Genomic DNA, 20,771 nt, shown 5'->3' on the forward strand with positions numbered 1-20,771 from the left:
CGAAGTACGAAGGGGAGACCTACGCCACCGTGCCGCTGGGCCGAACGCCGGTAGCGACCGATCCACGCCTGGAACGTGTCGGCCGCCGTAACGCCCACCCGGCTTTCGTCGGTGGTCACCTGGACCCGCGCGAACGCGCTTCATAGTCCTTGAGAGCGCGATCAGCCACCCACCCTTGAGACTCGGCTCTGGACACGTCCAGCACCACGGAGTGCGCCAGTTGGTCGACGGCGTACCGGGTGAGCGGCGGCTCCGCGTTGCGGCGCAGACGGGCCAGTGTTTCGGCGGCGCCCGCCGCGGCGCGGGCGACCGGCAGCGGGATGTGGCCGATGCGCGCCCGGACGCCGTGGGCGCGCAGGACCGTTCGGATCGCCTCGTCCCGGTCGTACGGCGCCGGGTCGGCGATGTTGTACGCGCCCGGCGGCCATCCGGCGGCCAGCAGGGAGGCGTCGGTGAGGTTCTCGACGGCGGTCAGGCTGAGGGGGACGCTGGGCCCGGGGAGCATGAGCAGGCCGCGGCGGACGCGGGACAGCAGCCGGGGCACCAGGTGCGGGTCCCCGGCGCCGTAGACCGCGCGCGGTCGCAGCACGACGGCACCCGCGGCGAGCGCCAGCGCCTCACCGGCGGCCTTGGTACGGCCGTACGCGTTCAGGTGCCCGCGCACCGGATAGTCCTCGGTGACGCGGGCTCGCCCGGGCCCGGGTGCGTAGACGCTGGCGCTGCTCACCCATACCACCGGCCGGCCGGCTGCCGCCTTCAGCAGCCGCGCCGTGCCGTCGACGTTGACGGCGTGCATCGCGGCCTCTGCCGGGGAGCCGGGCACGGGGTCGCCGACGGCCGCCGCGCAGTGCACGACGAGGTCGGCGCCGGACAGGTCGGGGACCTCGCGCGCGGCGTCCCAGGGGATGTGCCGGCCGACCGGGCCGGGCCGGCGTCCGACGCACAGGACGTCGGCGCCGCGGGCCGCGGCCGTGGTGGCGACGTGGGAGCCGCAGAAGCCGCTCGCGCCGGTGACGGCGATCGTCGTCATCGGTTCTCCGAGGATCGGTGGGCGTCGGTCGCCCGGACGGTGAGGGAGCGCCAGCCGGGCAGGGCCGCACCCCGGTCCACCCGGGAGCGCAGGGCGGCGGGGCGGTGGAGGGCGAGCGCGGCGAGGGTGTCGTCGAGCTGTGCGCGGGCCAGGCGTGCGCCGGGGCAGGCGTGGCTGCCGGCGCCGAAGACGAGCTGGGCCACAGCGGGCGGAGCCGGGTGATGGGCGTTTGGTGGCCGCTCATGGGCCCGCGCGGCATGCCGGGCCACCAGGATCAGACGGTCCCCGGCCCGTACCGGGCAGCCGTCCAGCTTCGCGTCGGCCGCCGCCACGCGCGGCAGCAGCGGGGAGGGGGCGGTCACCCGCAGCATTTCGCCCACCAGGGCCGGGCGCAGCCGGTCGTCGGCCGCCTGCTCCCAGAGCCCCGCGTCGGCGCACCAGGCGGCGGCGCGCGGGAGAGCCGCGACGGTGGTGTTGACGGCGGCGACCGCGAGCATGGCCCGCAGGGCCGGCTCCGTCGCATCGCCGCAGGCCGGGGCCAGTAGCGCCGCCAGCCGCACAGTCGCTGCGGCGGCCGCGCGTGCGCTGCCCGGCCGCCGGGGGCCGGGCAGGTGCTCGCGTACGGCAGCGGCCGCTGCCTCGGCGGCCGCCGCGGCGATGGCCTCCGGGTCGCCGGTCGTGCCCAGCAGCGCGCACACGGTGGCTCCGGCCAGTTCACGGGCCAGCGGCACGAGATCGACGTCGCGACCCGCGCGGAGCGGGGCGAGACGGCGGTCCAGGACGTCCAGCCACACCGGGCGCAGCCGCTCCACCCCGGCCGCGCCGAGATCGTCGGCGACGGCGCGCCGGGTGGCGCGGTGTCCGGTGCCTTCCTGGTCGAACAGCGTGCCGCCCGCGGACAGTTCCCGCGCGGCGCCGCCGGTGGTGCCGGCGGCGGTGCGGTCCAGCGGGATACGGGTGAGGGCCTGCCGGTAGGGGGCGGTGCCGTGCACCAGCACCGCGCCGCCGATGCGGGTGACCGCTCTGCGACGGGTGGCGGCGAGGAGAGCGAACAGCACGGGGTGGGAGCGGGTGGACACGCGCCGGTCGCGGCGCCGGGCGCGGGCCATGGCGGAGGTCGGTCGGCCGGTCAACGGACGTGCACCTGCCTCGGGTCGGCGGGCCGGTAGCGGCGGTCCCAGCACCACAGGAGGGTCCGGCGGGCGCCCCAGGCCCGCAGGCGGCGCAGGCTGGTGTGGACCACCATCCGTTCGGCCCGGGCGATCCGGTCGCTGTGCTCGCGGGCCCGGTTGAGGAGGACGACGTCCTCGGGCGGTCCCTCCAGCGGGGTGCGGGGCGTTCCCCCGCAACGCAGGTAGAGGTCGGCCGTGAGGGCGAGGTTGTGACCGTGGCACAGCACGTAGGGCGCGCGGTAGCGCGGGTGCCGGTGCTCGGCGCGGTAGCGACCGTACAGGGCGGTGGCCCTGACGACCGCCGGGAGCAGGTACCGCTCGGCGAGTGAGGGCCGCTCGTCCTGGCGCGGGAGGCTGCGGCCGCAGGCCATCTCCGTCCCGCGCGCGAACTCCCCGCGCGCGGCGGCGATCCAGTCGGCGGCGGGCAGGCAGTCGGCGTCCGTGCGGACGAGCAGCGTGGCGCCGTGGGCGATGGCGTACCGGAAGCCGGTGTCGGCGGCGGCGCCGGTGCCCCGCTCCTCCTCGTGGACGGGGTGCACGGGGAAGGGCGCGCCGGCGGCGAAGCGGCGTACGACGGCGGCGGTGCCGTCGGTGGAGGCGTTGTCCACGACGACGAGGGCGAAGTGGGTGTCGGTCTGGGCGGCGAGCGCGGCCAGGGTGGCCCCGATCCCGGCCTCCTCGTTGTAGGCGGGCACGACGACCCACAGCGACGGCGCGCTGCCGGGCGCGGTCATCGTCGGCTCCGTTCGGCGAGGCGCCGGGCGGCGAGGCGCGCGGTCGCGGCGCGGTCGGGTTTCAGGGAGCGGCCGGACAGCGGGATGTCGGCGAGCAGCACGGCGTCCGGCCGGGCGGCACCCATGCGCTCCAGCGGTCCCTCCAGGGCCGTGCGCAGCGCGTCGCGGTCGGCGCCGGGGCCCGGCTGGACGACGGCGACCAAGCGCTCGTCGCCGTCGCCGGCCGGTACGCCCACGAGCAGGGCGAGTTCGACGCCCGCGACGTGCAACGCCGGCTCGTACAGCCCCGGGTAGATGTTCTCCGCGTGCCGCAGGACCATGTCCTTGCGGCGGCCCTCCAGGACGATCCGGCCGCCGTCGAGGTGTGCCCGGTCGCCGGTGGCGACCCAGCAGTCCGGGTCCTCGCCCAGGTATCGGTCGCGGACGGCGGGGCCGGACAGCAGCAGTTCCCCCGAGGCGTCGGTCTTGGCCGCCACGCCGGGAAGGGCAGCGCCGAACAGGTCCCCGTCGCCGGTGAAGGCAGCCTTTTCGGCCTGCTCGACCGCCGCGGCGGGGAACAGCTCCGTCAGCGCGTAGACGCCCCACGCCTCGTCGGCGCCCGCGCGCTTGACGCGGGTGAGCAGGTCGGCGCTTGCGGGAGCAGAACCGGTCCACACCCGCCCGCAGAACCGGCCGCCCTCCGCCAGCAACCGCCTCAGCTGCGGTGGCGTCAGATACGTGGCCTGCGGGGCGAGGCGGCGCAGTTGACGGGACAGGATGGGCGCGGAGCGGGCGGGCAGCGCGACCGGTGCTCCGCTCGCCAGGGACGGTACGAGGACGAAGAAGGTGCCGCCCAGCACGGGCCGCCCGGCCTCGGGCCGTACCAGTTCGGCCACCGTGGCCATGCCGGCGGCGAGCGAGGAGCGGGTGTGCACCACCGCGCGGGGCCGCGCGGTGGTGCCCGACGTGAACACGATGACCGCGTCGCCGTCCCCGTCCACCGGGAGCGGCAGCGCTACGGCCCGCACGTCCTTGTCCAGGGCGGGGGCGCAGCCGGGCAGTCGTGGCCCGACCGTGGCCACCGGTCCCAGCTCCGCGAGGTCCGGCAGGGCCAGGCGCGCCCGATGGGCGAGCGGGCGGGCCCATCCGGCGACCGCCTGGGCGGTGGCGTCGGCGAGGACGATGCGGGGGCGGGCCAGGACGAGCCGGGCACGCAGTACATCCGGTCCGGCACCGGGATCGAGCACCGCGGCGCGCGCCCCGAGCCGGTGCACGGCGAGCATCACCGCGAGAGCGCGGGGCCCGGGCCGGACAGCGACGCCGACGGTGCCGCCCGGTGCGACACCCCGCGCGTGGAGGGCGGCGGTGTAGCGGTCGGCGAGGTCGGCCAAGTCCCCGCAGGTGGCCTTGGTGCGTACGGCACCGGTGCGGGTGGTGCCGAGGACGGCTGGCCGGTCGGGGTGGCGCCGCAGGGTGTGGGCGAGGGCGTCGAGCATCAGCGAGGGTCCTCCCCGTGGCGGCCCGGGCCCTTGTCGAGGTACCAGCGGGCGGTGCCGACGAGGCCGTAGGCGCGCAGTCGGCGGGTGGAGTTCTCCACGATCATGTCGCGGGCGTGGACGATGGCGGTGGTGTGCCGGCGTACCCGGTTCAGGAAGAGCCGGTCGGTGGGGGAGGGGCGGCGTGGCATCCCGCCGACGGCCTCGTACAGCGCGGCCGTGACGGCCATGTTGTTCCCGGCGTGCATCCGGTAGGGGGCGAGGTAGCCGTGGCGGCGGTGGTGGGCCGGGCGTATCCGGCCGAAGAAGGCGGCCACGCGGACCAGCACCCGGAAGGAGGCCCGCCCCAGCGGCCCGTGCTCGTCACGGCGCGCGTCGATGCGCCCGCACACCAGGCCCGCGCCACGCCGCAGGGCGCCGCGGGCACCGGCCGTCCAGCCAGGGTGAGGCAGGCAGTCGGCGTCAGTGCGGGCCAGCAGGGTCGCACCGTGCTCGATCGCGTACCGGAAGCCGGTGTCCACCGCGCATCCCACACCCTTCTCCGGCTCGCTGAGGACGTGGACCGGAAAGGGCGCCCAGCGGGCGAAGTCGTGGGCGACCGCGGCGGTGCCGTCGGTGGAGGCGTTGTCCACGACGACAAGGGTGAAGTCGCGGTCGCGCTGGCCCGCGAGCGCGTCCAGCGTGGCCCCGATCCGCGCGGCCTCCTGGTGCGCGGGCACCACCACCCACAGGGCGCTCATGCCTTCTCCCAGACCATGGTCATGATGCTCACGCCGCCGCCCAGGCCCACGAACAGGACCCGGTCACCGGGACGCAGCTCCTCGTGGACGCGGTCGAGCTGCACGCCGAGGGTGGCGCTGGCCATGTTCCCCAGCTCGGGGACCGTGACGACGAGCCGGTCCCGGGGGACGCCGGTGAGCTCCACGAACCGCTCCAGGTACGGCACGGTGACCTGGTGCACCAGGATGTACCGGAAGTCGCTCCACGCCAGTCCGGTGCGCTGCCGCATCCGGTCGAGCACCGACGTGCCGACCTTCTCGAACACCTCGCGCAGCTCGCTGCCGTCTCCGTGGAAGTACGTGTGCTCGTCCCCGCGGGGATGGCGCGAACCGCCCCCGAAGATGCCGCCGACCGACCAGTGCTCGGAGTGTGTCTCGGTGTCCACGTCGAGGATGCCGCCACGGTCCACCGCCTCCAGGACGACCGCGGCCCCGGCGTCGCCGAAGGTGTAGCCCGCGAAGCCGTCCCGGAGCTGGTCGTGGCCGGAAGGGTCGTGCCGTACCGCGCGACTCGGGGTCTCCCCGGTGACGACCAGGGCCCGGCGGGCACGGCCGGCGAGGATCATCGCCCGCGCCGTGTCGATGCCGTTGACGAAGCTGTTGCACGCGTTCGTCACGTCCAGCGCGTGCGCCCGGGACCCGAGCGCGGCCTGCACGATGTGCGCGGTCGCCGGTTCGACCACGTCCCGCGTGGCGGAGGCGAACACCAGCAGGTCCACGTCATACGGGGCGAGACCGGCCCGGTTCAGTGCCGTGCGGGCCGCCCGTACCGCGAGCGTCGAGGCGTACTCGTCCTCCGCGGCCGCCCGGCGCGAGGCGATGCCGGTGACCCGTTCGAGCATCCGCGCCGGCAGCAAGAGCCCGGAGGCCGCGGTGATCCGCTCCTGGAGCTGCCGAGATGTCACTTCGAGCTCCGGGAGGCAGGAGGCCACCGCCGTGATGCCCGCCCGGCGGCGCACCGGCTCGGGAGCAGCGTGGTCTATGTGCATGGGCTGGACGCTACGAGCGAATCAGGACGGCCCGCATGAGCGCTGGTACTCAGCTGGCATAGGCGATCGACCGGCCACTGCCTCTCTGCAGGGCCGAGCCCGCATACGTGCCGTGGTGGGCCCTTCGGATGCATCACGTAGCCGCGCACCAGCGTGTCCAGGCCCTCCGCCGGCTCAACAGGGCTCGAACTGGAGCCGGAGATCCAGCGGGTTGGCAGTCGCCACGGACAACGCGTGATTGACCGTGCTGCCGGCACGGTAGTCGCGCGGGCGGCACCCCGGATACCCGGCGCGCGCATGTCCGGGACTGCAAGGAAGGGGGGCTTGCAGCGCAGGCGACGGATGACCTCCACCTCGAAATCCAACTGCCGAAGAACCGCGGGATCACGGTCCAGACCGCGCGCGATCTAGCCCCAGTTCCGCGACCGGATCCACCGGCATGCTTCCGCTGCCGCCCCGGTCTCAGCCGGCAGCGCGGCGGCCCGCTCCGGTCCATGACCGGCAGCCTCCGCGATCCGGGCGGCAACGGCCGCTGTCTCGTCCGGCCCCTTCAGCCGGCGCTCCCCGCCCTTCACGCTGTGACGGGGGATCGGCCGCGGCAGCCGTGCGGCGTCCGGCACATCGGTCAGACGATGCTGCTCGGCGTCCGCGCAGCGGACCGCGTTCGAGACGACCACCGGCACCCGGAGGTCGTCACCGAGCTGAACTGTACGGGCGGCCGGCCGTGGCGACCCCGCGCCGGTGCCGACACGGCCGAGGCAGACCGCCTCCCCTCGCGCCCCGGCCCCACGACCGTGCGCCAGGGTCCGAGCAGCGCCCCCGCAGGATCCCGCGCACCGGCCATCAGCGCGGTCACCGGTTCACTCGAGGAACCCAGCAGTACCACCAGGCCACCGCCGAGAAACTCCTCCAGCACCGGCAACGGCACCGGGTGCTCTGGTTGGCCCCACTGGTCAAGTAGGCGATCAGCAGCTCCGGCCTGGCTCAAGTTCTGCTCAAAGCAGCAGCGACTTCCCCGGCGGCTGGCGCACACTGCCTGGCGGGACCACATACACGAGGGGGAACACCTTGAAGACCTTGCTCACCCGAGCCGCGATTCTCATGCGGGACACAGTCTCCGGCCGTCGGCGTCTCAAGAAGTACAGCCACCCGGAGGCGCACCGCCACCAGCACAACCGCGACGCCGGCCTTGCCCGCAACTACGTCCCGACAGCGCCGCAGATGCCCGTGGGCGGGCCCGGCGGCATGTGAACAGTGCTCACAGGCCGACGCCTTATCCAAGACGGGCGCCCGGCTTCAGGCACCTCGGGGTACTGTGGTGCGTCATCGCGACACTGACCAGTGCGTTCTAAACGATCACTCTCAAGCGGTGGCGCGCCGTCACAATGTGCGAATGGACACCGAATCCTGCGGGCCGGAGCACCTGTGTGACCTGGCGCTCTGTGCCCGGCCAGGCGCGCCGGTTCCGCCTCGCGAGATTCGGTGTCCGGTGACTCGCGAACAAACCGTGTCCAGAGGCGTTGTGGCCTGCTGCTTCGGGCAGTGAGCTCGCAAGCTGACCTGTCCGATCACATCGCGGCGCCTCGGACCCTCCGCTCTGTGGCTGAGGTTGTGACTGCTCCAGGCAGGTCAGCGGCTGACCGTTTCGGCGGATCCACCCGAAACGGTTCCGGTTCAGCGAGCTACCGAGCTTGAACTTGTGATGTCGGTCAGGTGGGCTGTGATGCCGAGTTCTGCCTGCGCTCCAGAGTCCACTCGTAGGCCGTGGAAGTCGTCTCCACGACCTCTCGGGGCCAGGCTTGCTGAACGTGCCGCAGTCGGTCGTGGTGTTCTTCGACCCAGTTGTCCGGCGGCCTGATCATGAACGCCGTGGTGAGGCGGTCAGGGTCTTCGACCCACACAGAGACCGATCGCTCGTCATTCACGTGGATACCGAGATTGAGGCCCCCGTCTCCGCCGACGCTCGCGTTGCCGCCCGGAGTGAGCTCGGCCAGCGCCTGCTGCCAGGACGAGAGGTCCTGCTGGGAGAGACACATCTCCAATCGTGCGTCGACGAAGCTGGCGGACACCACGACGTCGGCGCGCAGGATGTCGTGGCCGGTCAGTACGCCGGGCTGGGAGCGACCGGTGACGCGCACAATGCAGCGGTTGCCGTCCGTGTCCTGCAGGTGGATCAGGTCCACTGGCTTCGACTCCGTCACAGCTGGCCTCGCTTCCTCGTGCTGGTCTGGCGGACATCCTTCCTTATCGGTGCTCCATGAGTCCGGCGGGGCTCCTGCCCGCCTCCCTCGACGGCGCCGAACTCGGCGTCCTGGCAACCGAGTGGCCCGAGTACCCGCAGTCCTCGTGGACCGTCCCGCCAACTCCCTGCTCGTCGACTGCCGTACCACCCTCGACCCCGAGCCCTGACGCGATGGCTGGACCGTCCATCAGCTCAGACGCCCCGAACCGGGCCCCTGAGTGTCAGGGGCCCGCAAGACGTCATCAAACCCTGGAAGGTGGTGGAGATATCGCGCTGTGAGCGGTGACGACGTTGCCCGAGGCGCGGGTCGCATTGCTCAGCCGGCTGCAGGATCGGGTGAACGCCTCCCGCACAGCTGAAGACACAGCCGGGCTGGCTATCGAGTCGACCGCCGTCTCCTGCGACAACAGTCGTGCCGCGTACGACCTGGCGAACGCCCGCCTTGCCTCGGCACGCTCCGGCAACTCGACAGCCGGCACAACATGAACACCGCGGCGGGTGGAGCGTTGAACAGCACTGTCCCCAGGCCGACGATTGCGCACGCCCATGTCGAGGGGCACGAAGACAGGGCCTTGTCATCGGGACTGTTCATCCCGCTACTGGTGGGGTGACAAGAAGAAGACAACCACCGCATAGGGTGCCCCTGCTGAAAGCCGCAGCTGCTGCCCTGGCGTCAGCGCTGCTGATCACCGCGACGACGACCGCCGCGACTGCCGACAGCGGCAGCCCAGGGGCGCAGAGGTGGCAGCCGACCGTACGGCCGCACGCCACGGTCATCCCAGGACAGATGCGGTCCGACAGAGACCAGTTACCCAAGGGGTTCAGCAAGAAGCAGGCCGACAAGGCAGAGACGATGGAAGCCCGCGTCACGGACGGATGCCAGGTGTACTGGCCTGCCCCCTACGAAGTCTGTGGCGCGATCCGCGACAAGTACAACGAGCTCGGCGGCCCGGGCAGCTTCCTGTCATTCCCGAACTCCAACGAGCTGACGAACCCCGACGGGGTCGGTAAGCGCACCGAGTTCATCAACGGGCCGATCTACTGGTCCCCGCAGGGCGGCGCGCACCCGGTCGTCAACCACTTCTTCGCGGCGTGGGCCCGTAACGGCTGGGAGGCCGGACCGATCGGCTACCCCACATCGGACGAGATCGTGAACCCTGACGGTGTCGGCCGCCGCCAGCACTTCGAATCCGGTGACATCTACTGGAAGCTGAACGAGGCGTACGCCGTGCGCGGCGCGATCCGCGACAAGTGGGCCGAAGCCGGATGGGAGGCCGGCTACCTGGGCTACCCCATATCCGACGAGTTCACCACGCCGGACGGGATCGGCAGCGGCGCCAGGTTCGAGCACGGAATGATCTACTGGACTGCCGCGTACGGGGCGCATCCGGTCAGCGGCGGGCTGCTGACCAAGTGGGAACTGTCCGGCTACGAGAAGGGCCCGTACGGGTATCCGGTCGCTGACCAGCAGCCGCGTGGATCATCGTGGGATCAGGACTTTCAGTTCGGGACGATGGGGTTCCCGACTGATCCGGTCGCGGCCGTCGACCCCGACGACGGGGACGCGGACCCGACCGTGGGAGACCAGGTCCCGGTGACGTGGGCGGACTTCGCCGCCGACGCCAACACCGAAGGTGCTGGCAGACCGGTGATCCAGGACAAGCCCGGCACGCTGGAGCCCTGCACCGCAGGCGAGTCCTGCATGCACGACGGCGCGACGACGGTCGCCGACGACGACCCGCCGGACGATCCGATCATCGACGGCCCCGACACACAGGGGACGTTCATCTCCCCGCTGTGCCTTGACCAGCCGTGGGACGGGCGGTGGCGTACGGGGCGGAAGCACGCGTGCATGATCTGGAAAAACCTGGACGTCGACGTGATCGACACCAAGGGCGCTGAAGTCGGGTCGATCCCCTTCACCGTGAAGACCGGCGTCCTGACGTCGCACAAGTCGGGCGAGTTCCAGCAGGAGTTCCGCGTCGACTTCCATGGCCTGACGGGTAAGACGGGCAAGCCGACGTTCCGGTACAAGCTGACGTACAACAACGCGCCTGCCGGGTCGTACAGCGTCGACGGAGCCGACGACGGGTCACTGATCAAGTCGGGTCAGTCGAAAGTCATCGTCGTGAAGTGGAAGCAACAGGCGATGGCCGATCAGGCGCTGAAGTACCCGGTCGTCAACATCGCGTGGAACTTCGGGAACCTGGACCCCGAGATCGTCCCCGGCCGGCAGTGGGGCAACATCCGCGTCGCCGACGTACGGTGCGATTCCATGATGAAGCTGTCCAACGGGACGTTCCGTCAGGGGTGCGTGTTCTACGGCGTGACACCCGAGTTCAAGCTGACGTCCGTCACCCCCGAGCAGACCTGGCACGTCGCCGAGGCGATCGCATCCGGTCTTCCTGGTTCGGCCGGCAGGCCTCTTCACCGGCAGGCCGACAAGTCCAAGCGGGACATCAACCGTCAGTTCTCCTGCCCCCGTAAGGGCGCGGTCGCTGACGCCCGACGCCTGACCGGCCGGTCCTGCGACGAATACCCGTTCGCGTCCAGCAACGAAGGCGCAGCCGCCCATCCCGACCTGGGCCGCACCGTTCACGACAACTGCAACGTCAAGGATCTGCCCATCACCACCGGCCCTGACGGATACAGCGTCTGCATGATCGACGCGAAGCAGAACTCGCACAGCGGTAGCCTGCTGGGCAAGTTCTACGGCGAGGAACGCGTCATCGACCAGGACGCGTTCAGCCTGGCGACGTCAGGCGGCGCACCGCCCGGCATCCCGTAGCGTTCGCGTATAGCCGCTGCGAGCAACGAGAGGGGCCCCGCGGACCTTGTGGTCCGCAGGGGCCCCTCTGTGTCGTGCGCGGCGGGCGGCCACGCCGGTGCGGCGGCCAGCTGGTCCCGCAGGCGGCCCTGCCACGCCTCCGGCCGGATGCATGCCGCTGCCTTGCGCCCATGAGGTGGGGGATCGGCAGCTGCTGCATGACCGGCATCGTGACAAAAGCCCTGCCCCCTCTCGACTGTGTTGACGGGGCGGACTGCCAGGGCCCTCATGCGACCGCACCAAACCGGCCGCCTTCCCCCACCGCCGTACGGGCACTGACCACGGCCTCGGCCCGATCAGTACGGTCGAGTCGTTCGCTCCAGCCGGACGACGACGATGGCGATGTCGTCGCCGGCGCCGCTGGCGAGGCCCAGGCGGGCGAGGAGGGCGTCGGCCAGGTGCTCCGCGCCGAACTCGGTGCAGGTGGCGAGGGTGGAGGTCAGGCGGGTAAGGCCGGCCTCGATGTCCTCACCGCGGCGTTCGATCAGGCCGTCGGTGTAGAGGATGAGAGTGTCGCCGGGAGCGTAGGTGGCGTTGGCCTGGGGGCGGGGGACGTGTTCGGGGCGGGCGCCCAGCGGCGGATCGGTGGCCTGGTCGAGCAGCTCGCAGGAGCCGTCCGGGTGCAGCAGGACGGGTGGGGGGTGGCCGGCGCTGCTGTAGATCAGCAGGTGGCTGTGGCAGTCGACGAGGACCTGTACGGCGGTGGCGGCCAGTGCTCCCTCGACCGAGCGCGCGTACAGCCCCAGGACCTCCAGTGCCTGAGCGGGGCCGTGGACGGTGCGGGTGGCGGCGCTCAGCGCGCTGCGGAGCCTGCCCATGACCGTGGCGGCCATCAGCCCGTGGCCGACCACGTCGCCGACCGCGACGGTGAAGCGATCCGCGGGCAGGTCGACCGCGTCGTACCAGTCACCGCACACGTTCAGTGACCCGGTCGCGGGCAGGTAGCGCACGGCGATATTCGGGTGCCGGGCCAGGTCCGGGGAGTGGAGCATGGCTTCCTGGAGGGCGACGGCGATGCGCCGTTCACGGGCGTGGGCCTGCCGCAGTTCCTCGTTCAGCTGCTGCAGCTGCCGGGCCCGGGCGTACAGCTCGGCTTCCATGGCCGCTTCCCGGCCGGGCCTGACCGACGGCAGCAGCGCCGTGCGGCGGGCGCGGACGATGTCGGTCATGTCCTCGGACCGGTGGATGATCCATGCGACCTTTCCGTCCGGGCCGAGGACGGGCACGTTGATCGCGGTCCACCACCGCTCCTTGAACACCTCGGGGTTCCCGGCGACCGGAATGTCGTACTTCTGCAACGCCATGTGATCGGTCTGGCCTGAGGACAGGACACGGTGCAGGGAGGCGTTCAGCGTCGCCGCCCCGTCGGCCTCCGCGTCGGCGGGGTTGTCCGGGAAGACATCGAAGAGGTATTGCCCGACCAGCTCGCCCCGACTCCGTCCGGTCACCTCGCAGAAGGCCCGGTTGGCAGCAGCGATCACCAGGTCCGTGCTGAGCACCAGGCACGGGCTCGGAAGGGCGGCGAACACCCCCGGGTAGTCGATCTTCGGTGTCACACGGATTCCCTGCCAGCGGCTCTCTCTTCAATCTACGAAAGGTCCAGCTCCCGCGCCCACCGACCTTGCTCCCGGGCAGCGGGTGGCGCCCCGGGCCCGCGGCGGTGTCGCGGAAGGTGTGTGACGGCGTCGCGGGAGGAGGATTTAGCCTGGCCAGTCGATGCGGCGCCTGGTGCTGGGTCCTAGGCTGCGGGCATGACCGAGATCAAGACCCCGTCGCCCCGCGACGCCTTCGAGCTGCTGCTGGCCGGTAACCAGCGCTTCGTCGCGGGCACGCCCGAGCACCCGAACCAGGACTCCACCCGCCGCGCCGAAATCGCACCGTCCCAGCAGCCCTTCGCCGTGCTGTTCGGCTGTTCCGACTCCCGTCTGGCCGCCGAGATCATCTTCGACCGCGGCCTGGGCGACCTCTTCGTGGTGCGCACCGCGGGCCACGTCATGGGCCCGGAGGTGCTGGGCAGTATCGAATACGGCGTGGACATCCTGGGCTGCCCGCTGGTCGTGGTCCTCGGGCACGACTCGTGCGGAGCGGTCGGCGCGGCGTGCGCCGCGCTTGAGGACGGCATGGCGCCGGCCGGATACGTCCGGGACGTCGTGGAGCGGGTGACGCCCAGCGTGCTGGCGGCGCGGGCCGCCGGACATGTGGAGCCGGAGGAGATCCTTGCCGAGCACATAAGGCACACCGTCGACCTGCTGCTGGATCGCTCCCGGGTGCTCGCCGAGAAGGTCGCCGCCGGACAGGCCGCCGTGGTGGGCCTGTGCTACCGCCTGGCCGACGGCAGTGCGCAGCTCGTCGCGGCCCGCGGCGTCGATGCGGCAGTGCCCGCCGCGTCCTGACCGTCACGGTCGTGGCTGCTCGGGCACGCCACCAATCCGATGCTGATCACACGGTAGCCGGGGCCCGAGGCGAGGCGCAGCCGGTTGGCGATCGCGAGCCCCGATCCTTCCTCCGCCGGCAGGGAGGCGATGATGCGGTCGCACCCCTGCTGGTCGAGTTCGCGCAGGAACCCGTACGGCCCGCGCGCGTAGGCGGCCATCGAAGCGGGAGGAGGTGCCTGCATCCCGGCTTCCCGTTCGTCCCACCCAGCCCAACGAGTGTCCCGACCGCGTACTGGGGTCGGTCCCCGGCACCTGGCCGGTGACGACGGACGCCTGTATGACACCGTCGCCGACACACTCGCCAGTCTGGGCTGCGCACGGCGAACAGCACCGCAACCGCGGCTCCGATCTGCTGCCACGGCACCGCCCCGTCTGCGACGAGGTGGTGTGCGCTCACCCCCAGGACCGTCCCGACGACCGCGAACACGACGGCCCGCACGACAGGGAGCGGGGCTCGGCGCGGTGCCGTACGGAGTTCGGAAGCAGCGGGCCACCCTGGTTACATTTGCTGAGACATCTCATACCAGCTCGGGTTGCGGTTCCGGTCGTCGCGCCGACGCGGCCTTGGGTTCCGAGAAGCCGTGGATCCGTACGTAGCCGTGGACCACTGAGGCCATCGCCAGAATGAGAAGCGGTCCGCACACCCACGCATGTTCGGCCATCTGCACCGGCAGGTAGCGATAAGACACCAAGAGTGCGGCGAAGACCGTTGCCCCGTAGGTGACGAGCTGGATACCTGACCGGTCCCAGCCGCGGTCGAGCGAGCGCAGGGCTGCCTCGATGGTGAGCGCGAACACCACCCCGGCGACGAGATCCGTGCCGTAGTGGTAGCCGAAGCCCAGCGTTGCGCCGAGCGTGGCGATCAGCCAGAACGCGCCCGCGTACCGCAGAATCCGTGGGCCCTTGCGGGTATGGATGAAGATCGCGGTGGCCCAGGCCGTGTGCAGGCTGGGCATGCAGTTGCGAGGGGTGATCTGGTCGTACGTCATCGGGTGCGGAGCACCGATGGGTGGTGGCGTGTGGGGCCACAGGTTGGCCACTGCCCAGTGCACGCCGCCGGTGCCGGAGGCGCCCGGGCCGTAGGCGAAGACCGGTCCGACCACAGGGAAGAGCATGTAGATGCCCGGGCCGAGGAGGCCGATCACCAGAAAGGTGCGCACCAGATGATGGCGCGGGAAGCGGCCTTCGACCCCCACGTTGCGCAGCTGGTACAGCGCGACGGCGACCGCGGCCACCGCAAGCTGCGCGTAGACCAGGCCGAGAAGATTCGTGCTGATCGGGCTGGTGGCCGCGACGATCCGGCCTAGCAGCCACGAGGGATTGCCCAGCGCTTGATCAGCGGTTGCCACGTACTGATCGAGGACGGCCGGGCGGGTCTTCGATGTGATGAGCAGCCAGATGTCACCCGTCTTGCGGCCGACCGCCAGTAGCAGGCCCAGCCCGACGCCCTTCAGCAGCAGGACACGTTCCTCGCCGGTGCGGCGTGTGACGGCGATGACCGCACAGCCCAGCATCACCCACAATGCGCCGTTGCCGAAGGAATGGCCGTCGGCCACCTTGGCGCCCGCTGCCCACCGCACCAGTCCGAAGACGACGTCGATGCCGATCGCGACACCAGCCGCGATGAACCGTTGCCGCCAGGTGAGCACCACCATCGTCAATGCCAGACCGGCGTACAGCGGTCCCGGTTTGGGGGCGAATATCGTCTCTTTCGCCTGTTCGGTCAACGGCCCCGGTATGCCGGCGCAGCGGCGCGCGACGATCTCCAGCGTGATGAGGAAGCCGAGTGCCGCCACACCAGCCGAGGCCCACAGTATCGTGCGTGGTTGACGCCACACGGCGAGTGTCGTTCTCCCGTTTATTTGCGAAAACATCCGCAATTCTCTAGATGTCAACTGTCCGGCGGATTTGTTGTGTAGTTAACCAAGCCGCTTTTCGTACTGAGTGGCCTGGATTCCGGTGTCGAACGGAGGGGTGGTCGACGTCGGTTCGAACATGCTATCTGAGCGGTGAGCGGAATGTTTATGGCGCGGCATTGTCCTTATTGTGTGCAGTAATGGCATGAAGTGGGTCCTTGAGAGGTAAATCGATCGAATTGTGCCAATCTGGGCGGCGGTGACCCGGGGCCGGACGCGGGGTCGGGCGTCTTCGCCTTGGCGACAGCGGCGGTGGCGTACGGTCTGGGATCGCTGCGTGGTGAACCTGCGCGGCGGACAGTCGGTTACGCGCCATTGGCCGCTGTGGCGGCGTTCTTCGCCGACATCTGCCTGCAACGTCACGATCGTTGACTGCCCGCCCTCAGGATTCCCGGCGGGGTCCTTCAGCGAAGATCTGCCTGGACCTCGGTCAGTCGATGCCTTCGACGATGCGGAAGTCGCGCTCGACGCCGTCGGAGAGGGCGGCCAGCGCCTCCTGGTAGGCCGCACTCTCGCGCGCCGCGACGGCCTGCTCGAAGCTGTCGAACTCGACCAGGACGGTGCGCTCGGCGATTCCGGCGTCATGCGCCACGACCCGACCGCCGCGGACGATGGTCCGACCGCCCCCGGCCTCGACGGCCAGGCGGGCCAGCTTGTTGTAAGCAGCCAGCTTCTCAGGGTCCGAAATGGTGCGGTAGACGCTGACCCAGTAGCCCTTGGGCATGGAACCTCCAGTGTCGGGATGAGTGCATCTGACGTACGGGTTGGTCTCGGACGAGCGTCGGCGGGCGAGAGCGAGGCTTGTCACCGTCGTGATCGCCATGGCGCCGATGCCGACCAGCGCCGCGGTGGTGTAGGCGCTGTCGTCGGGGAAGAGGCGGCCGGGGCCGGTGCCCGCGGCGAGGATCAGGCCGCCGATGGCGCTGCCCAGGGAGTACCCGACGCTGCGGACGACGTAGTTGAAGCTCATGGCGCTCGACGTCTCGCTCTTGGGGGTGACGGCCAGGATGACGCCGGGCATCGCGGCCGAGAAGCCGCCGACGCCGAAGCCGAGCACGCCCATCGCCACGAACAGTTCGGCCAGGTCCGACCGGACCCCCGCGAACAGGGCGAACCCGCCGCCGACCACGACGGCGCTGCCGGCCAGGAGTAGGGGGTCGGCGATCCGCGTCCGGACCCGCGGCGTGAGCTTGCCGGCGACGAACCCCAGCACCGAGAACGGGATGAGGACCAGCCCGGCGACGAAGGTCGTCAGCCCGAAGCCGTAGCCGGCGCCGTGCGGCGTCTGCGCGTACCGGGTGATGAGCGTGAGCAGGAGGTACATGCCGATCCCGCCGACGAACATGGCGAGGTTCGCCCCGGCGACCGCCGGGTGCCGCACCGCCCGCACATCGACCAGGGGCGTCGTGCTGCGCAGCTCGATGACGGCCCAGACGCAGAGCAGCACCACCGCGACGACGGCGAGGCCCGCCGCCACGGCGAGGTGCCGGCTCCACAGGTTCCGTTCGCCGGCGAGGAACAGCACCAGGAGCAGCGCAGCGGCCAGGACGACCGCGCCTGCCACGTCCACGTGGGCGGAGCGGCCTTCGGGGGCTTCGGGTATGGAGCGCCAGGCGGTCAGGAGGGCGGCGGCGGTGACGACCAGGCCGAGGCCGTAGGCGGCCCGTACCCCGCCGAGCTCGGCGAGCAGTGCGGCCAGCGGGTAGCCGACGCCGGCCCCGATGATCGAGACCACCGAGATCAGGGCGATCACGGCCGCGCTGCGCTCCTCGGGGAGGTGGTCCCGGGCCACGCCCATCATCAGCGCCGTCAGCCCGAGCCCGACGCCCTGGGCCGCCCTGCCGGCCAGCAGCCACGCGAACGGCAGCGGCAGCACGGTGAGCGCGCTGCCGGCGACGACGACCGCCAGCGTGGCGAGGATCGTGGCCCGCCGGTGCCGGCCGGCTCCGAGCCGGCCCAGGACCGGCGTGGCGACGGCGCCGCTGAGCAACGCGACGGTCAGCGTCCACTGCGCGCTGCCGAGCGAGACGTGGAACGAGGTCGCCACGCTGGTGATGAGTGGCGTCCCGAGGCTGGCCACCGCCGCCACGACCAGAGCGATGAACATCAGGGCGGGCACCAGCAGCCGCGCCTCGGAACGCGCCACCGGGAACGCCTTCACTGGGACGGGGCCGACCGGGCCGACCGGCTGCCCGGTCACCGCTTCGGCCCTTCGCGGTCCTGGCATTCGAGCTCTGCCAGATGCTTCAGCGCCGGAAGGGCCGCCACCAGCGCTTCGACCTCGTCGTCGGTGAGCTCGCCGATCAACCGCTCGAACGCGTGGATGCCCGCCTGGCGCCGCGTCCGGACATAGGAGGCACCGGCCTCGGTCAGGCACACCAGCGTGACCCGCTTGTCGGACGCGTCGCCCCGCCGCTCGACCAGGCCGGACTCCTCCATCACCCGGACCAGGGCGGTCATCGCGGGCTGGGTGACGCCCTCGACCGCGGCCAGATCGGTGATGCGCCGCGGGCCGGTCCGGTCCAGGGTGGCCAGGGTGGCGGCGGACGTCAGGCTCATGTCCCGGGGCAGGCGTCTCGCGGCCCTGGTGGCCAGGCCGTAGAGGGCTGCCCCGATGGCGGCGGACGCGCCAGGAGTGGTGTCTTGACGACTCACACTGGAAGCATAACATTTTTATATTCATAGTCTATGGAAATGGTCGACAGGCGCCGGCTCTACGGGCTGCGCTCGGGGGCCGAGGGCAGCATCGAGGAGTTCGTGGACGGCCTCCAGCGGTGCGGATGGCCGGGATCGGGGGGGGCAAGCCAAGACGTTGAGCTCGCCGGAGCGGCCCACGGTGATCTCGGTGGAGGTTGTGGACCGAGAAGCGGCAGGTCTCGGTCCTAGCTGTCGGCCGTCGGCGTGCCCGTCGGGTGCCACTCGCGGCGGAGGAGGCCGAAGACCCAGGAGTCGGAGACGTCGCCGCCCACGACGCAGTCCTCGCGGAGGGTGCCTTCGCGGACGAAGCCGAGCTTCTCCAGGACCCGGGCGGACGCCACGTTGCGGGTGTCGGTCTCGGCCTGGACGCGGTTCAGGTCCAGGGTGTCGAACGCCCATCGCAGGACGGCGTGCGCGGTCTCCGTGGCGTAGCCGTGGCCCCACGCGGCGGCGTCGAAGACGTAGCCCAGGGACGCGCTGCGGAAGTCCGGATTCCAGCTGGTCAGGCCGCACCAGCCGATGAACGCGCCGTCGGAGACGCGGTCAACGGCCAACCGCGCTCCCGTGCCTTCCTCCTCGATCGTCCGGCAGGTCGCGATGAAGCGCTGGGCGCGGGCCGGTTCGCTCCACGGCGGGGAGTCCCAGTAACGCAGCACGTGGGTGCTGCTGTGCAGCGCGTAGAGCGGCGCCGCGTCGGCGTCGGTGAACGGTCGCAGTCGCAGGCGGGCGGTGTGCAGCTCGGGGGTGGGCAATGTCATGCCGAGCATCCTGCCGCGTCACGCTCGCCCCCGACCATCCGATTATCCGGACGGTCGGGGACGCGTACGTCCCCGGTGACGCCGGACGCGCCGCATGGGCGGTGAGTCCGCCGTACCTTGCCGGCATGGCGAGCAAAGGCGGCCGTACTGGCGCACTCCCGGGGACCCGACCGACCTCGTCCTGTGCCGGACCCGGGACGGAGGGAGGTACACCGTTCACTTCACCAGGTCGGCCGACATTGCCGACCTCTCGGGCGGCGGCTGCCTCCCGAACCGGTGTACATCCGCTGCACGTTCCCGCGGGCAGAGCCAGCCTGCGGAATCAACCCGGAGGGGCCCCCGAAGCGGTCGGGGTGGCGCACGAAGCCGCAGCGGCGTGGTCGGAATGGCGCGTTATGAGATCCGGCCGCCGGCCACTGCTCTCGTTGCGCCCGCGCTCCGCCCGCTTGCCCGTGTGTGCAACGCCCAGCTGTGCCATCAGGTTTCGCTGAAGGCCCGACGACAGGCGCCGGGTGTGGTGCCGAAATGCGTCCGGAAACGGCGACGCAGGTTGACCGCCGAGGCGAGTCCGACCCGGGTGGCGATGGCTTCCACCGGAAGGTCGGTCTGTTCCAGCAGTATCCGTGCCGCGTCGAGGCGCTGGGCAAGCAGCCACTGTCGCGGACTGGTGCCGAGTTGTTCTCGGGCCCGGAGAACGGGCTATCCGGAAGACTCCGACGCCGTGATCACACCAGCCATACCAAGATCGTTCCATCGGGTGACCAGCAGCCGGCCCGCCTCTCAGCTGCCGCTCAGCGGAGACGCCCACGTGGGGTCGTGTCGGGATCTCCTCGCGAGGTGGGCCAGCAGGTGCTCCGCCGCGGTGGAGGCAGTGTCTTGGGGCGCGCCGACTATGGTCAGGGAGGCGATAAGCCTTGCCGATGCTGTTTCCGGCATGTCCAGGTCGGTGAGGAGAGGAAGCAGCAGCAGGAAGCGGGTGGCCGTGTCCTGGACGCCTTCGGCCGCAGAGGACGGGCTGTCAGCGATCCGGATCAGTTCGCGCCATGCCAGGCCAGTGCCCGAGAAATCTCCGTCCCAGCGGGCGATCTGCTCGACGTGGCTTCTGCCTGGATGGGTGAGGAGGTAGTCGATGCCGTAGTCGCCATCCAGGTTGCGGTAGATCACCACGGCTCCGGGGCCGTTTTCTGCCGGCACCCTGAATACTGGCCAGCGTTCAGGATCGAAGAGGACCTCGGACAGGGCATCGGCATCGGCGCCGTCCTCACCGAACCACTCCGGAACCGGACGCTCGGCACACCCCCCGTCGCTGCACATCGCCAAGAGGTAGTTCGACCAGAAGCCCGGGTGGACCAGCAGTGACTCGCCCGGCACCAGCGGGCCGATGTCGTATCCCTTGATCAGCACCCCTCGATCCTGTCACCAGCCACTGACACGATCCGATCCGGGATCCGCAAGAGGGCACCGCCCAGTTACGGGACAGCCCTCAAGGGCTGTTGCGATGCCGACGAAGGCGAGGAAGTGCTCGGCCTTGCGTTCGTAGCGCCGGTGCGGGCGGCGGCATCCGGCCAGCCTCGAACACCGTGCGCTCGACCACCCAGCGGTGCCGCCCAAGCCCCCGGGGACGAGTCGATGTCCTTGCGGGCTATCCGGTGGCGCCCCGGCCGCGCGTCCAGATGATCACCGTGGCCGTGGTCCTGGCCGGCCGGAGGCTGCTGCG

At 71.2% G+C, this 20,771-nt stretch carries 16 protein-coding genes and 3 pseudogenes; 3 read left to right on the plus strand and 16 right to left on the minus strand.

Features of this window, described 5'->3' with window-relative positions:
* Positions 1 to 115: 115 nt before the first annotated feature.
* From ABZ937_RS08860 to ABZ937_RS08885, 6 genes are read right to left on the minus strand one after another with little or no spacing between them, the layout of a single operon-like run.
* Positions 116 to 1,030 carry an NAD(P)-dependent oxidoreductase gene (locus ABZ937_RS08860; RefSeq protein WP_361687699.1) on the minus strand — a complete coding sequence of 305 codons (915 nt, stop codon included), beginning with the start codon at positions 1,028 to 1,030 and terminating at the stop codon, positions 116 to 118.
* Entirely contained in the window at positions 1,027 to 2,163 is a 1,137-nt protein-coding gene (locus ABZ937_RS08865; RefSeq protein ID WP_361687702.1) for a cytochrome P450, read from the minus strand. The genes ABZ937_RS08860 and ABZ937_RS08865 overlap by 4 nt, the downstream gene beginning before the upstream one ends.
* Positions 2,160 to 2,936, minus strand: a complete 777-nt coding sequence (locus ABZ937_RS08870) for a glycosyltransferase family 2 protein (protein WP_361687705.1) — start codon at positions 2,934 to 2,936, stop codon at positions 2,160 to 2,162. The genes ABZ937_RS08865 and ABZ937_RS08870 overlap by 4 nt, the downstream gene beginning before the upstream one ends.
* Complete coding sequence (locus ABZ937_RS08875; RefSeq protein ID WP_361687708.1) at positions 2,933 to 4,411, minus strand: class I adenylate-forming enzyme family protein; 1,479 nt, start codon at positions 4,409 to 4,411, stop codon at positions 2,933 to 2,935. Before ABZ937_RS08875 ends, ABZ937_RS08870 begins: the two co-directional genes overlap by 4 nt.
* The gene (locus ABZ937_RS08880) at positions 4,411 to 5,151 is read right to left on the minus strand and encodes a glycosyltransferase family A protein (protein WP_361687711.1); all 741 of its coding nucleotides are present in this window, start codon (positions 5,149 to 5,151) and stop codon (positions 4,411 to 4,413) included. The genes ABZ937_RS08875 and ABZ937_RS08880 overlap by 1 nt, the downstream gene beginning before the upstream one ends.
* Positions 5,148 to 6,179, minus strand: a complete 1,032-nt coding sequence (locus ABZ937_RS08885) for a ketoacyl-ACP synthase III (protein WP_361687714.1) — start codon at positions 6,177 to 6,179, stop codon at positions 5,148 to 5,150. The genes ABZ937_RS08880 and ABZ937_RS08885 overlap by 4 nt, the downstream gene beginning before the upstream one ends.
* 1,101 nt (positions 6,180 to 7,280) lie before the next feature.
* Here ABZ937_RS08885 and ABZ937_RS08890 point away from each other — a divergent pair.
* Entirely contained in the window at positions 7,281 to 7,430 is a 150-nt protein-coding gene (locus ABZ937_RS08890; protein WP_361687717.1) for a hypothetical protein, read from the plus strand.
* 458 nt (positions 7,431 to 7,888) lie between these two features.
* On the opposite strand, the gene ABZ937_RS08895 is transcribed toward ABZ937_RS08890, so the two are convergent.
* Positions 7,889 to 8,362, minus strand: a complete 474-nt coding sequence (locus ABZ937_RS08895; protein WP_361687720.1) for a DUF5959 family protein — start codon at positions 8,360 to 8,362, stop codon at positions 7,889 to 7,891.
* A gap of 471 nt (positions 8,363 to 8,833) precedes the next feature.
* Between ABZ937_RS08895 and ABZ937_RS08900 the strand changes: the two genes are divergently transcribed.
* On the plus strand, positions 8,834 to 11,209 hold the full coding sequence (locus tag ABZ937_RS08900; RefSeq protein WP_361687723.1) for a hypothetical protein: 2,376 nt from the start codon (positions 8,834 to 8,836) through the stop codon (positions 11,207 to 11,209).
* 335 nt (positions 11,210 to 11,544) lie between these two features.
* Here ABZ937_RS08900 and ABZ937_RS08905 read toward each other — a convergent pair whose 3' ends face one another.
* Complete coding sequence (locus ABZ937_RS08905; RefSeq protein WP_361687726.1) at positions 11,545 to 12,804, minus strand: SpoIIE family protein phosphatase; 1,260 nt, start codon at positions 12,802 to 12,804, stop codon at positions 11,545 to 11,547.
* Between the two features lie 195 nt (positions 12,805 to 12,999).
* On the opposite strand from ABZ937_RS08905, the gene ABZ937_RS08910 reads away from it, so the two are divergent.
* The gene (locus tag ABZ937_RS08910) at positions 13,000 to 13,641 is read left to right on the plus strand and encodes a carbonic anhydrase (RefSeq protein WP_361687729.1); all 642 of its coding nucleotides are present in this window, start codon (positions 13,000 to 13,002) and stop codon (positions 13,639 to 13,641) included.
* Between the two features lie 59 nt (positions 13,642 to 13,700).
* Here ABZ937_RS08910 and ABZ937_RS08915 read toward each other — a convergent pair.
* From ABZ937_RS08915 to ABZ937_RS08950, 8 genes and pseudogenes are all read right to left on the minus strand, one after another.
* Positions 13,701 to 13,850 (minus strand): annotated as a pseudogene (locus ABZ937_RS08915) (Sua5 family C-terminal domain-containing protein); the annotation flags it as partial.
* 351 nt (positions 13,851 to 14,201) lie between these two features.
* Positions 14,202 to 15,557: a phosphatase PAP2 family protein gene (locus ABZ937_RS08920; RefSeq protein WP_361687732.1), complete on the minus strand. Its 1,356-nt coding sequence runs from the start codon at positions 15,555 to 15,557 to the stop codon at positions 14,202 to 14,204.
* 472 nt (positions 15,558 to 16,029) lie between these two features.
* The gene (locus tag ABZ937_RS08925; protein WP_361687735.1) at positions 16,030 to 17,745 is read right to left on the minus strand and encodes an MFS transporter; all 1,716 of its coding nucleotides are present in this window, start codon (positions 17,743 to 17,745) and stop codon (positions 16,030 to 16,032) included.
* A 50-nt stretch (positions 17,746 to 17,795) separates the two neighbouring features.
* Positions 17,796 to 18,158 carry a MarR family transcriptional regulator gene (locus ABZ937_RS08930; RefSeq protein WP_361687775.1) on the minus strand — a complete coding sequence of 121 codons (363 nt, stop codon included), beginning with the start codon at positions 18,156 to 18,158 and terminating at the stop codon, positions 17,796 to 17,798.
* 323 nt (positions 18,159 to 18,481) lie between these two features.
* A complete protein-coding gene (locus ABZ937_RS08935) occupies positions 18,482 to 19,054 on the minus strand; it encodes a GNAT family N-acetyltransferase (protein ID WP_361687738.1) in 573 nt (190 codons plus the stop codon).
* A 477-nt stretch (positions 19,055 to 19,531) separates the two neighbouring features.
* Positions 19,532 to 19,735, minus strand: a pseudogene (locus ABZ937_RS08940) (helix-turn-helix domain-containing protein); the annotation flags it as partial.
* Between the two features lie 99 nt (positions 19,736 to 19,834).
* Positions 19,835 to 20,458 carry a hypothetical protein gene (locus ABZ937_RS08945; protein ID WP_361687741.1) on the minus strand — a complete coding sequence of 208 codons (624 nt, stop codon included), beginning with the start codon at positions 20,456 to 20,458 and terminating at the stop codon, positions 19,835 to 19,837.
* A 12-nt stretch (positions 20,459 to 20,470) separates the two neighbouring features.
* Positions 20,471 to 20,706, minus strand: a pseudogene (locus ABZ937_RS08950) (hypothetical protein); the annotation flags it as partial.
* Positions 20,707 to 20,771: the final 65 nt, after the last annotated feature.

This window comes from Streptomyces sp. NPDC046727, assembly GCF_040645635.1.
GTDB lineage: Bacteria > Actinomycetota > Actinomycetes > Streptomycetales > Streptomycetaceae > Streptomyces.